This window comes from Pontibacillus sp. ABV4_188 (genome assembly GCF_056311905.1).
Genome location: NZ_CM149975.1, coordinates 3,079,271 through 3,092,879 on the forward strand (window position 1 = coordinate 3,079,271; position 13,609 = coordinate 3,092,879).

General features: G+C 39.6%; 12 protein-coding genes. 2 read left to right on the plus strand and 10 right to left on the minus strand.

Annotated features, from left to right (window positions below; translation table 11 throughout):
* Window positions 1-8 precede the first annotated feature (8 nt).
* The 4 genes from thpR to ACYX4O_RS15830 are packed head-to-tail and all read right to left on the minus strand — an operon-like array spanning window position 9 to window position 4,227.
* The gene (gene thpR, locus ACYX4O_RS15815; protein WP_476352100.1) at window positions 9-569 is read right to left on the minus strand and encodes an RNA 2',3'-cyclic phosphodiesterase; all 561 of its coding nucleotides are present in this window, start codon (window positions 567-569) and stop codon (window positions 9-11) included.
* Between the two features lie 18 nt (window positions 570-587).
* Entirely contained in the window at window positions 588-1,775 is a 1,188-nt protein-coding gene (locus ACYX4O_RS15820; RefSeq protein WP_476352102.1) for an MFS transporter, read from the minus strand.
* Window positions 1,776-1,801: 26 nt separating this feature from the next.
* Complete coding sequence (pepV, locus tag ACYX4O_RS15825) at window positions 1,802-3,208, minus strand: dipeptidase PepV (protein ID WP_476352104.1); 1,407 nt, start codon at window positions 3,206-3,208, stop codon at window positions 1,802-1,804.
* Window positions 3,205-4,227, minus strand: a complete 1,023-nt coding sequence (locus ACYX4O_RS15830) for a potassium channel family protein (RefSeq protein WP_476352106.1) — start codon at window positions 4,225-4,227, stop codon at window positions 3,205-3,207. Before ACYX4O_RS15830 ends, pepV begins: the two co-directional genes overlap by 4 nt.
* A gap of 166 nt (window positions 4,228-4,393) precedes the next feature.
* Between ACYX4O_RS15830 and ACYX4O_RS15835 the strand changes: the two genes are divergently transcribed.
* Window positions 4,394-4,612 (plus strand): DeoR family transcriptional regulator, encoded by a 219-nt coding sequence (locus tag ACYX4O_RS15835; RefSeq protein ID WP_084599682.1) that lies wholly within the window; start codon window positions 4,394-4,396, stop codon window positions 4,610-4,612.
* Between the two features lie 70 nt (window positions 4,613-4,682).
* Here the strand turns inward: ACYX4O_RS15835 and ACYX4O_RS15840 are convergent, their stop codons facing one another.
* Both ACYX4O_RS15840 and ACYX4O_RS15845 read right to left on the minus strand, forming a co-directional pair.
* A complete protein-coding gene (locus tag ACYX4O_RS15840) occupies window positions 4,683-5,411 on the minus strand; it encodes a pseudouridine synthase (RefSeq protein ID WP_476352108.1) in 729 nt (242 codons plus the stop codon).
* A gap of 12 nt (window positions 5,412-5,423) precedes the next feature.
* A complete protein-coding gene (locus tag ACYX4O_RS15845; protein ID WP_476352110.1) occupies window positions 5,424-7,103 on the minus strand; it encodes a putative polysaccharide biosynthesis protein in 1,680 nt (559 codons plus the stop codon).
* Between the two features lie 84 nt (window positions 7,104-7,187).
* Here ACYX4O_RS15845 and ACYX4O_RS15850 point away from each other — a divergent pair, with 84 nt between their 5' ends.
* On the plus strand, window positions 7,188-8,444 hold the full coding sequence (locus tag ACYX4O_RS15850; protein WP_476352112.1) for a BaiN/RdsA family NAD(P)/FAD-dependent oxidoreductase: 1,257 nt from the start codon (window positions 7,188-7,190) through the stop codon (window positions 8,442-8,444).
* A 77-nt stretch (window positions 8,445-8,521) separates the two neighbouring features.
* On the opposite strand, the gene ACYX4O_RS15855 is transcribed toward ACYX4O_RS15850, so the two are convergent.
* The 4 genes from ACYX4O_RS15855 to ACYX4O_RS15870 form a co-directional block, all read right to left on the minus strand.
* On the minus strand, window positions 8,522-9,685 hold the full coding sequence (locus tag ACYX4O_RS15855; protein ID WP_476352114.1) for an acyl-CoA dehydrogenase family protein: 1,164 nt from the start codon (window positions 9,683-9,685) through the stop codon (window positions 8,522-8,524).
* 160 nt (window positions 9,686-9,845) lie between these two features.
* A complete protein-coding gene (locus ACYX4O_RS15860) occupies window positions 9,846-10,958 on the minus strand; it encodes a toxic anion resistance protein (protein ID WP_188654538.1) in 1,113 nt (370 codons plus the stop codon).
* A 4-nt stretch (window positions 10,959-10,962) separates the two neighbouring features.
* Complete coding sequence (locus ACYX4O_RS15865; protein ID WP_476352116.1) at window positions 10,963-12,603, minus strand: YceG family protein; 1,641 nt, start codon at window positions 12,601-12,603, stop codon at window positions 10,963-10,965.
* The gene (locus tag ACYX4O_RS15870) at window positions 12,600-13,607 is read right to left on the minus strand and encodes a helix-turn-helix domain-containing protein (RefSeq protein ID WP_476352118.1); all 1,008 of its coding nucleotides are present in this window, start codon (window positions 13,605-13,607) and stop codon (window positions 12,600-12,602) included. Before ACYX4O_RS15870 ends, ACYX4O_RS15865 begins: the two co-directional genes overlap by 4 nt.
* Window positions 13,608-13,609 lie beyond the last annotated feature (2 nt).

Genomic DNA, 13,609 nt, shown 5'->3' on the forward strand with positions numbered 1-13,609 from the left:
ATAAACTCTTAAGCCTCCTCTTCTAACATAAATTTCTCAACTTCTTCATACATGGGAGTATTCCCTGGATGGATTCGAAACAATGTAAAGTGATCTACAACGTATGTCTCTTCGAACTCTACTATATCATCTAAAGGTTTACAGAGCAGCTGATTCCCTTTCCATTTCTTGGCAAGTGTGATGTGCGGTGAATACGACCTTTTCTCTTTTGGGTATCCCGCTTTCTCACACTCTTCGCTCACACCTGTATAAAGTTGGACCAGAGCATCTACTTTCTCTACTCCTGCCCATAATACTCTTGGTTGATCGTGTTCACCAAACGTCCCCAATCCTCTTAAAGGGAGTGAGAAAGAAGATCGAACGTTGCTCAGATGCCTCATTCGATCTCTTAATTCTTCTACTTTGTTTTCGGCTACACTTCCTAGAAATGATAGAGTAACGTGAAAATCTTGATAATGTGTCCATTTCTTATAAGAGACATATGGTGCAACCTTATTCTGTATTACGCCTAGTCTTTGTTGCAACGACGGTGATAAAGGAATGCCGATAAAATAATGAGCTTCTGACATTATAAACCATCTCCTCCCTTACGTTCCTGCTTGTGCAGAATAAACCGTTTGATTAACTTCAGCCCGGACCAATAATATGATTATTAACCCAATCATAGTCATAAATGCAAAAAATCCATACATCCCATATACATTCCACCGATCAAGTAATACCCCACCTATAAAGGTAAAGAACGCGTTTCCCATTCCATTTCCGACAGCTGAATATAAGCCGACAGCTGTAGCTTGTACGTCCTTTGGAGCCGTTTGACGAACAAACAAAAGGGCTGCGGGAATGTAAAGACCAACGGATATTCCCTGTACGATTGTAGTACTGTAGACTAACATTGCCGAAGGTTCGAAGAAATAAAATAGCCACCTTGCTCCTGAAACCAAAGCACAAAGCATCATAACAGGAATAACCCCCATATTGTTGATAACTTTTTGGGACAAGTTCATGAAAGGTGCTTCACTTCCGGCAGCTAGTAAAAAGGCAATTCCCACACCAGACAACGTACCACCTACAGTAAGAATGAACGTTCCGAAGTAGTAATTATTAGCAAGTACTGGACCAAATATTAAAAAGTTAGATAATAAAAATAAAAGAAACGTCTTTTGTTTTACTAACGTTTTAAACCCTGACCTGAAACTTACGCCCACATGTTGACCTTTCTTAGGAAAGGCACTAAGAGCAAATGCAGATAGTACTAAACCAAAGCTAAACGCATAAAACACCCAAGTTAAATCCTGAGTAATATCTGTAACCCGTCCTACAATAAAGACGGCAACGGCAAAACCAACCGCTCCCCATAAGCGTATATTGCCATACTCCTTATCATATTGTTGAACAAAGTGAAGAGACAAACTATCGGATAAAGGAACGACAGCTGATTGGAACAGTGCAATTGCTACAATTCCTAAAAATAAGGTTAAGAAAGTATCCATTTGTGTATAAAGAAGTGACATTGCGCTAGCCATTAGGACAGCTATGAACAAGAGCAATCTAGGACGTCTTGTAATGTCACTGATCATCCCCCAAATCGGTTGAATAAAAATGGTCACAATAGGAATAGTAGCTACAATGAGCCCAATTTGGGTATGATCCAATCCCTGTTCATTTTCTAAGTAAACAGAAAGTAGAGGGAACAAGGATCCAAACCCAAAGAAAGCTAGTACATAGAATAGTTGAAAGAATCGATACGTCCGATTTGGTGAAGTAACATTCATCGTTGTTTCATTTCCCTTCTTTAATCTTAATCACTTGTAACAAGTTCATACAATGCTTCTGCATAAATGATCGCTGCTTGCAGTAAATCATCTATAAATACATGCTCATCTGCATTATGTGCGGTATCTGGGCTATGAGAGAACATTGCCCCGTAAGCTACTCCTTGTGTCAACGCCCGTGCATAAGTTGCTCCACCGATTGCAAGTGGCTCAACACTTTCACCAGTATGCTTCTCATAGATTGCTAACAGTTGTTGGACAAACGGATGGTCTTTAGGTAGATAAATAGGTTCGAGGTGTTCTTTTATATCTACAGAAGCCTCATCTTTATCTAATGCTTCGGTAAATGCTTGGAACCATTCATCGAATGGAACGGCTACAGGATAGCGCGTGTTTACACCCATCTCACAAATACCATCCTTAAATGACAGAGTTCCTAAATTCATTGTTAATGGGCCAGATAGTTGATCCCCGCAGTTTATTGAGAAGGCCGTCCCTCGTCCATCTTCATAGCAATTGTCGATCCAATCCATAAGCTCTCTCACTGGTTGTGAGAACGGAAGTGTTGCTAGAAACTTCGCTAGACCTACAATTGCATTTGCTCCGTTCTTAGGCTCCATAGCGTGAGCGGATTTACCTGTGACGGTAACCGAATATCCGTTGTCTTCTTCAATGATTGAACCCTCATAATTAGATTGTAGAAGGAAGTCTTCAAATAAAGCATCTATTTCTTCTTCTGACTCCCCTTCAATTCGGGCCGTAGCTTTATAAGGAACCATATTTAAACGTTCTCCACCTTGAAAGTGGACGAGATCGAGAGAAGCGGGATGATCCGCATCAATCTGCCTCGTGACTTCCATGTCTATTAATCCCTTCTCTGCATGAATAACAGGAAACATAGCGTCAGGTGAGAACCCTACAACAGGCATTTCCTCTTTACTAAAATAGTGATCCATACATGCCCAGCTTCTTTCTTCATCCGTACCAAGAATAAGACGAACACGCTTCCTAGGTTCAACTCCCATGTCTTTTAACCACTTCATAGCTAAGAAAGCAGCCATAACTGGCCCCTTATCATCCTGAGCACCCCGTGCAAATAATTTCCCCTCTTTTACGTAAGGATCAAATGGGTCATGAGACCACCCTTCCCCAGGTGGGACGACATCAAGGTGTCCAAGAACTCCTACGAGGTCTTCACCTTGCCCCCACTCAATATGACCTGCATATCCTTCTACATCTTTTGTGACAAAACCTTCTGACTCACCCAATTGAAGCATATACTGTAAGGCATCTTGAATGGATGCTCCAAATGGTGCGCCTGGTTGAATCGTATTGGAGTCATACATACTAGGGAATCTTAACAACTCTTGTAAGTGTTCAAGGAAAAAAGGTTGAAGTGTTTCTAATTGGTCTTTCTCAAAATGAATCGTCATTCTGTACCCTCCTTAAGAATTTGTTTATACGTCTCAGAATCACAAATAGCATACAATTCTGCATCCTCCGGGATCTGTTCATCCAACATCCGATTGATACTAAGGTTTTGACGATCTGCAATTAATGTTGCTCCGTAGCTAAGTAAATCTTGGAATGCATCACGGTAGGTCTTCCAACTAGACTTAGTGGGGATATGAAACAAATCATCCCCTTGTGTTCGGTGAAGCAACTGACTAAACACACCGGATATTCCTTTAATAAATGCAGATCGCACTGCTAATGATGAGATCGTTTCATGAGAAAAAATAAACTCATTCACATTCACATGCTCGAAGTTTCGAATATGATGTTCTTCCATCACTTCTACTACAGTGTGTACCTCTGGATTTAACGATTCGATTGTGGAAGAAATTAAGAGTGTCTTTCCATCTTTTAATTGTGAATTATGTATCTCATCATCTGCAAATACAAGGACTGCTTTCGCTTCCATTATATTTGCTTGCTGCAACGTACCAGGAGAAGCAGCGTTTCCACGCACATAATGAACCGTTTCTGCTAACAGAGGCGCTTTTTCTATTGTATCAATGATGACAACCTCGGTGTCAGGCTTTGTTGCCAAGATTTCTTTAACTGCAAATGAAGCTTTTTGGGACCAACCAATAATAATGTAATGACCTTTATCCTTATACACAATCGTTCCATCCTCTCTCATTTTTCTAAATATCGTTAAACCATCAACAACTTTTCCAATGACGACACCGATCAGACCAATACCTACTATATATAGAAAGATCGCAATCAATCGACCGCTGACAGTGACAGGCGATAAATCACCATAACCAACTGTTGTAACAGTTGTCATCACCCACCAAAATCCATCAAACACTGTCGGAAACGTTTCAGGCTCTACCCATCTAATCAGGAGAGAAGAGAAAGAGACAAGCGCAACGGTGCTAAAGAATAATAGCTGGTTGTTAATCTTAATCATTTTTAAAATAATTCTCCTTATCAAAATCATGAAGACCTCCTTTTTTTACACCCTTATTACACTTTATTAATAAAGTGAAGGTTCTGTAAATTTAAGTTGCTACACTAGCTATTATATAACGAAATGTAGTAAAATTAATTCAACTTCCAAGATTCACAGGCACCACATCTAAAAACAATCTCTAAGGAGTGGTTTTTTGAATCGTTCAACTACCCGTATGTTAAGTAGAGTAAAGGCTGTCTATTTATTTATTAGAGAGCACGGGACGGTATCAACAACAGACTTATCAGAAGAGTTTGGTATTACACACAGAACGGTCCAACGCGACCTGCACGTTTTGCAATACAATGGATTGGTTGAAAGTCCGAATCGAGGAAAGTGGACTATAACAAGAAAAAAAGTCAAGATATCATAGTCGGTAAACGGAAAACATAATTTCCTAAAGGAAGACCCGGATGAACGTATATCCGGGTCTCTTTTATCTATTATTCACTCTTTTGACCAGTTTGCTCATACAAGAAGTTAATTTCTTCGTCATTTAATTCTCTGTATTCACCTGGTTCTAAATCTTCATCGAGTTCAAGACCTGCCATACTCATTCGCTTAAGGTAGGTAACAGTTTTCCCCACACTTTGGAACATCCGCTTCACTTGATGAAATTTTCCTTCTGTAATAACAAGTTCAATTTCGGATTCTTCTCCTGATTGAAGGATCGTCAGCTCTGCTGGTTTTGTTTTATATCCATCGTCTAGCGTAACACCAGCTTGAAAAGCCAACACATCATCTTCTGTTACCTCTCCATCAATTAAAGCATAATACCTTTTCCCAACCCCTTTCTTAGGGGAAAGAAGCTGATGAGTCAGTTTGCCATCATTTGTGATGAGCAGAAGACCTTCTGTATCTTTATCCAATCTCCCTACAGGAAATGGTTCAAAGATAGAATCCTCTGGTTGTAATATATCAATTACCGTAGTATCATTCTGGTCCTCAGTAGCAGAAATTAACCCTTGAGGCTTGTTCATCATGAGATAAATATATTCCTTGTACTCAACAGCTTCACCAAACACAGTCACTTCCTGTTGCTCAGGATCAACATGCGTCTTAGCATCTTTCACCGGTTGGGCATCTATTCTCACAACACCGGATTTAAGGATTTTCTTTACTTCTTTGCGGGTTCCATAACCCATATTCGCTAACAATTTATCAATTCTCACACTATTTCCTCCTTACTTCCTTTTCAAGAAGCGATCAAGCACTTTGACACGGTTCCCTAATACTCTTTCTAATAACGTGGTCTGATAAGCTACCCACAGGTAGAATACTCCACCAAAACCTGCACTTATAAGTAGAACGATAAGGCTTTGGAAACGACCATTTTCATAACTTAAACCAGTTAAACTTAACAACCATTTAACGATTAATACAATGAATGTCATCAAGATTGTTAAGATGATAATAAATAAGCTTCGTTTGTAAATCTGTTTATAAGAAAAGTTTGCAGCTGACCGGATCTTCCATAAATTTAAAACTACAGCTGTGAATGCAGCAATTCCAGTTGTCAGAATGATCCCTTTAGCACCAAACCAGTGGATAAAAGGAATGTTAAGGATTAATTTTAGTAAAACCCCTGCGCCCAAACTAATAACTGCAAAACGCTGTTTGTTTAATCCTTGCAATATGGAAGAGGTTACAGTGAATAAAGCATAAAACATAGCAACAGGTGCATACCAACGTAGTAAGTTCCCTTGTTGATCTATACCAACCGTTCCACCGTTACCTATAGTAACTCCAAAGAATGTTCCATATGCTTCATAGGATAATACTGATATCCCAACGACAGCCGGAAATATTAAGACAACAATAATCTGTAAAGCTTGATTTAGCTGATTATTTAATTGCTGACGTCGATCTTCTGTAAATGATTTTGTAATTGTTGGTAGTAAAGCGAGTGACAACCCTGTCGCAAGGGTTACTGGAATAATAACTAGTTTATGACTATATAAATTTACAATTCCAAATAACTTCTCTGCAACTTCTCCATTCCCAACTTCAGCCATTGCCCTGTTAAAGGTAAGACTATCGATTTGCTGATAAAGAGGAGTAGCAAGCCCAACTAAAACAAACGGTCCTGCATAAGTTAATAATTCTTTAAACAATGATTGCATGGAAATATCAACAGTTTCTTGTTGTTGTTCAATCCGCTCATCTAGCATTGGTCTCTGTTTACGCCAGAAGTACCATAGTACAGCAACAGAAGCAAGGGCTCCTATAAAGGCAGCAAATGAAGCAAAGTTCACAGCTGTAGGAATATCACCTGAACCCAATTCCATCACAACGTAAACTGAAATCAATAAGAAAGCAATACGAACGAGTTGTTCAGCCACTTGAGAAAAAGCAGTTGGCTCCATGTATTCGTAACCTTGGAAAAAACCACGCACAATGCTCATGCCTGGTATAATAAGCAAAGCAAAGCTAATCATTTGAATAACTTGAGTAACATCTTCCTTCGTAATCCCTTTAGGGTCATCGGATATAGAAAGTTCCGCTAACAACCCTGCGCTAGAGTACATAATAATAAAAGAAAGAACTCCAGTAATAGCCATTAAGCTCATTCCAGCTTTAAAAACCCGTCGGCCTGTATAATAATCACCAAGAGCATTATATTTTGAGACGAACTTTGAAACAGCTAATGGTACACCGATTGTTGATATACTAATAAAAATAGTATATGGAATATAGGCGAAGCTTAAAAGTGTACCTCCTGTATCACCTACTAATGCTTCAAACGGAATGACATAGATCATTCCAAGAAGTTTCGATAAAAATGTGGCAGCGGTAAGAAGCATTGTGCCACGTAATAGTGTCGATCCTGACATAATTTCACCTGCATTTATTGTAGTTTGCAATGGATCTATTTTATCATAGATAGAGTGAACATCGATTTCATTCTGATTACAAAATCAGATTGTCTATAGAAAGGACGAACCTAAATGTATGATGTAACTGTACTAGGAGGAGGACCCTCCGGCTTAATGGCAGCCATTGCCGCTGCCGAAAACGGAGCCAACACCCTCTTAATCGATAAAGGAAAGAAGCTCGGAAAGAAGCTCGCTATTTCAGGTGGAGGACGTTGCAACGTAACCAATCGTTTACCCCAGGAAGAGGTTATTAAACACATCCCCGGTAACGGACGCTTTCTGTATAGCGCTTTTTCGACATTTAATAACTACGATATCATCGAGTTCTTCGAGAATCTAGGGGTCGAATTAAAAGAAGAAGACCACGGCCGTATGTTTCCTGCGAGCAATAAAGCCAAAGATGTCGTAAATGCACTTCTAACCCGCATGGATGAGCTAAATGTCACCATTATGAAAAATACACCAGTGGAAACAGTAAATTATGGTAATGATCATCACACCATCCTCTTGGCTTCTAAAGAAGAGATCGAAACGAAGTCTCTAGTCATTGCTGTGGGAGGCAAGTCTGTGCCTCATACTGGCTCAACCGGAGATGGGTACGCATGGGCAGAGAAAGCCGGTCATGTAATTACAGACCTCTACCCAACAGAAGTTCCACTTCTTAGCCAAGAACCATTTATCCAAAGTAAAGAACTACAAGGCTTAGCCTTGCGTGATGTCGCATTATCTGTCCTAAATCAAAAAGGAAAGACCATTGTAACACACAAAATGGACATGCTGTTTACACACTTCGGCATCAGTGGGCCGGCCGTGTTACGTTGTTCTCAGTATGTAGTTAAAGAATTTAAAAAAGGACACAGACCGGTTCCGATGCAGATTGATTGTTTTCCAGATCAGAAAGAACACGTAATCTTCGAGGAAGCAAGAAAGTTAATGGATGAGAACCCAAAGAAGAGTGTAAAAAACATATTCAAAGGGTGGGTTCCGGAACGATATCTCGAGTTGCTATTAACTCAAAATGATATCGGCCTTGAAGACCGCGCAACCAACACGTCTAACGAGAAGCTCCAAGGTTTTGTTAAAGACCTTAAACAGTTCATCTTCCACGTGCAAGATTCACAATCAATCGAAAAAGCCTTCGTCACAGGAGGAGGCGTCTCTGTAAAAGAAGTCGTTCCAAACACCATGGCTTCAAAGAAAATGGATCGCTTATACTTTAGTGGGGAGATTTTAGATATACACGGATATACAGGCGGGTATAACATTACCTCAGCGCTTGTTACAGGTCGAATCGCCGGAACTTATGCAGCATATGATTCTTACCAATAGTATTATTATAGACGAAGAGGGTGCCTCCGTAACAGCGAGACACCCTCTTTTTCTTTTTGTCTTGGTAAAAAGAACACTTATAACTCCTTAATAGCTGCTTCCGCCATACTCTGTATGACCATATCGTCCATGGGCGGATTATGCTGTCCAGCTCGAACATCTCGATAATACTGCTCAAACGGATAGGATTTTGATAAGCCTCTTCCTCCTGCTATACGCATTGCTAAATCAACGACATCATTTGCAGCATTAGTCGCCACCGTCTTAACCGCCCCTAGAGAAGGAGCTAATACGTCTCTTCTTTCCGGGTGTTGGTCCCATTGCTCTGCAACAGAATACATAAAGTTCCTAGCCTGAAGTAACTTCAATTCCATTTCTCCAATTTTATCCTGAATGTGAGGAACTTCTGAAATCGGACGGTCAAGACTGTTTGGTTGAAATCCTTTGGCGAATTCAATCGCATCGTTTCGAGCTGCTATAGCAATACCTAAATAAACAGCTGGAATGTGTAAGAGCCAGCCCTTAGGTCCACCTTTTTTGTCCCCTTTTATTTCTACCAAATCCTTTGGTGATAGCTCTACTTCGTTCAGCACTAGGTCATGACTACCTGTCCCTCTCATGCCAACAGTGTCCCACGTATAATCAATCTCAATTCCTTCTTTGCTAGAATCAATTAAAAACCAGCCAACGGCGTCTCTGTCTTCTACATAAGCTGAAACGATATAGTAATCGAGATGACTCGCCATCGAAGTAAACGTCTTGCGGCCAGTCAGTTTGTATCCAGATTTGGTTGGAACAGCTTTCGTTTCAGGGACACCGCCTCGTGTAGGGCTTCCTGTAGCTGGCTCAGAAGCAGCTCGATTTACAACTTTCTTCTCTTTAGCTACTTCTTTCGCTAACTTGTCATATACCTCTTCATCCCATAAAGGTTCTTCATTTAGTTCCATCATTACGCCTAAATGCCACCCAATCGACAGTGCTGTTGCTCCGTCCCCAATGGCTAATCGCTCCTGCGCAAGAAGAAGTTCATATAACGATACCTCTTCTCCTCCATACTCTTTAGATAATGTTAACGTTACATAATCATTCTCTTTTAAATCCTGAAGTGTTTCGTATTGAAAGTCTGCTTCCTCATCTCCTTGCTTTCGCCTGGACTTAGCAAGATCCCCTACCTTTTCTGCTTTTTGATAAATGTATTCATGTCGATCATTTTTTATAAACGGTTCATAGATTTTAAACACTTGAGATCCCTCCATGGTGTGATCTAATTAAATCATACTAAACCAATCAGAATTATGAAAACATATTGCATCTTATGCATCATAAAAAAGATCGCCTCTGTCTAGAGGCGATCTTTCTTTTCGTATGACTATATCATTCCCTGCTTCTAACAAGCAAAACTTAGGAAGGAGAGTTCAGTTGATCATTCTTTTGATTATACGTATTCTGTAGTTCTTGAATTCGTTGACGCCCTTGATCACGAAGTTGCTTGTTTTCATCTTCAATCGCTTTTGTATCTTCCATTCCTTTAAGAATTGTATTAAAGGACTCTTCAATGGTTTCGATTTTAATGCTAGGTGCACCAGCAAGCTTAGCAATTTCCGTACTCTGTTGAGCAACATTTTGAGCATTTCGTTGCAACATTTCATTCGTACGACGGTCAAGCTCGCTCATGCCGTCTGCCACAAGTTTCTGACGTTTAGCTGCAACGGCTTGAATGACGCTCGTCTTGAATATAGGAATGGTTGTGACAAAGGCTGAGTTGATTTTGTTCACAAGCTTTGTATTCCCTCGTTGTAATAGACGAATTTGCGGCGCTTGTTGGAACGCAACCATCTGAGCCATCTGTAAGTCATAGATTCGTTGGTCCAAGAGCTCCACTCCATTTCGAACCGTTTCAAGTTCCATAGAGGCTCTCTGATTACCTTCAGCTGCTTGCTGCTCAAGTTTAGGCATGACTTCATTCTTTAATTCTTCTGCTTTTAGCTGTCCCGCTACGATATATTTATCTAATTCAAGGTAAAATTCATAGTTCTTCTCATACATGTCTTCTAGGGTATGAGTATTATCAACCATTTCATCACGGTATTTCGAGATTTCAATATTGATCTTCTCAATTTCTCCACCTAATGTTTGATATTTATCAAAGATCTTTTCAATCATCTTTTTACTACGATTAAAGAACTTTCCAATAAAGCCACCTTTGGAGTCTTCAAAGTCCTTCTTATCAAACTTGTCCATCACTTTACCAAGCTGCTTTAACATCTCAGATGAATCTTCCATGCTTGAATTCTTCATGGTACCTAGAATTTGGTCAGAGAACTTAGAGATCTCATCCGCAGGCTCTTTACCAAATGCTAATAGCTCCGTCTGTTGACGCTCATCAATGGATTCTTTTAATTGTAGAACTTGCGGATCATTTGATAGCTCTTGCTTAATCTCATTCGCTTTATCTTCCGTTAACTTTTCTTCAACAGGCTGCAGGTCCTGTTCTGTTTGAGTTCCTTGTACCATCTGATCACTCTCCTAATAATTTTAGCAATCTTGATTTCAATTTATCTTTTATACCAAAACTTTGCTTAAACTCTAAATCAAACACAATATCATCAAGCATGTGGAGGTCAAATACATCATCATCAACATACTGTTCTAAATCTTTGTTACCTGTTGGACTATAGAGAACAAGATCTACTCCTAGCTCATGTAACAAAAGCAGGAGTACAGCATCGCTTCTAGTTAACTCTCCGTTATACTCATTATTATAAAGGATAACTTTTGGAACATCTTGAGAATAATCGAACTTCTGCAAGAGACGCATAAACACATCTGGCATTTGGGTGCATTGCTTAAACAGATAGAGGGAGACATCCTCAAACTTCTCCCCGCTTTGTGGGAGAAGTTTACTTTGTTCACATAAGCGAATAATCGCTTGTGCAATACCGCGCTGCAATCCATCAGGCAAATGTTTGTATTGCCAGAAGTTCCCCTCCATTATCTTAGATGCATCTAACTTTCCTTCTCCATTTAACGAATTTCGATAGTGATAGAGATAGTTTCCTTTTATTTCATCTGTAAAAGGAAACTGCTTAACAAGATGTACGTTCTCTTCCTCTAGTAATTGTTGCACTCTAGACCAATATTCGTTTCTGTTTTCCGTTACACCCACTACTTTCGCAAAGATCGAAGGAATGTGGACTGTTTGATTTTCAATATAGAAATCCGGACGAACAAATGCTTTCTCTTTAGATAGAATAAAGATTTCATCATATGTTGTCTTCATTGTAACAGAAGCAGGAATGTACTCTCTGAATTGCCATGGTTTGTAGATTTGGGAGTTATCATGATTAATCGCACGCTCAATTTGCTTAGATGCCTTGTAAGCTACCGTCGAACTCCGTTTCTTACGCTCAGTTGGAAAAGGCAATGGATCTGCCGAGTAGGCATTTTCCACGACGATCGACCTTGAGACATCCAGATCAAAGCGTTCAAAGATATTTAATTTAGCCGGATGATAGAGAACTAAATCAAACCCGAGTCTATACAAATAATACAAGAAATACGCTTGACTTTTAGTTGCATCTCCGTACCACAGTACTTTTGGTAAATTCCCTTCTCCAACACTCTCATCCATCCACGGCTGAACATGATTGTTAGTCCATTTGATAAGATCAACAATCACACGCTGAAAGTCAGGATCTTTTAGCTGCCCAGCATGCTTTTCCCCATAAAGAGACAAAACTTCCATCAGCACTTTTCGAATATGTTTATTATAAATAGCATTGTCTAACCTTGGGAGGATCTTCTTTCCATCAAGAAAGGCTACGAATCGATTTGGGGTTAATGGATTTTGCTGATGCATCTTAATTAACTCTTGTAATGCTTTTAACGTGTCAGACTCAATTTGTTTATTTAACTCTACGTTTAACGTATGCAGGCGCGAATAAGCTTCATCATAAGTAAGATCATAAATTTCATTGTAATACTCATCTTCGTCTTCTGTAATCCCTAATACATGTGCTATATATTGTGGTATATATAGTGTTTTTTCTTCGACGCCATACCCTTTTCGTTCTTCATTCAGTTGCGGTATGGTTTCTTTCCACTTATACTCTTTCACTCCTTCTACGAGTGTAGAGTGAACACTCTGAAACTGCGTCACAGGGTAACCCTCCTTTCGATTGAAGATGTGGACGGTAAAGGGGCACCAAAGACCGCTTTCATCCCACTCACGGTTACAGCATAGGATGATCCGAATTTTCGGATCGTACCAGGAGGAAAGTCATCTTTTCGCTTACGTAGAGTTGAAGAATCAATCCCCCACAATGTACATGCAGCCTTCGAACTAAGAATTTCTGGTTTATCAAGATTAGATGAGCTAAGTAATAATACTTCTAAAAGGAGGCTCTCTGCAGATAAAATACCTTCCTTTTCAGTAACACGAAGTGCTAGAAGGTCCCCTTTACCCTCGTCCAAATCGCTTTTCTTTGCAGTATAGGCAATTGTTGTGGCCTTTAGCATAGGAAGGTCTAGTAAAGAATCACCAGCTGAAACGGAGAATGTTTGATCTTCTTTCTCTTGTATATAAGTCACAGCATCTCCTTTATTAATAGGAGTGGGGATTAAATAAAATTTTCTCCCATGTAAAGTAGCTTCCCATCCTTGTGTATGACACCACTTCTGAAAAGAAGAGAGAACCTCGTAATCTGTTTTCTCCGTGTCAATAATGTAATAGAAAAACCAACCATCTGCATCTCGTTCTTCCTTTAACCATTCTTTTGAAAAGCTTTCTTTTAGTTTATCACGAACGGTCTCCCTGCTCACACATTCCTGACTACATCTTCTTAAGATATGATGATGCCATTCTTGATCTACTTCTCCATTTCTAAGAATCGTAGCACCGTTTCCGACTACTGCATAAGATGGGATCTTGTTTCCCTGAAACAGCTGAATTCTTTCATATTGCTCTTTTGTACGAGTTGTTACAGGAACAAACATAACAGAAGATCGAACTTTATTCAGAAGGTGAAGAGCTGTTTCTGTGATAAAAGAGCGATGTTGCCCGTTTACCACTTCAACCACCTGGTAACTTCTATCTTCTACACATTGCATAAAGCGACTGGAAAAAATAATGGTTCTATCTAAATCACTTACAAATAACATCATAA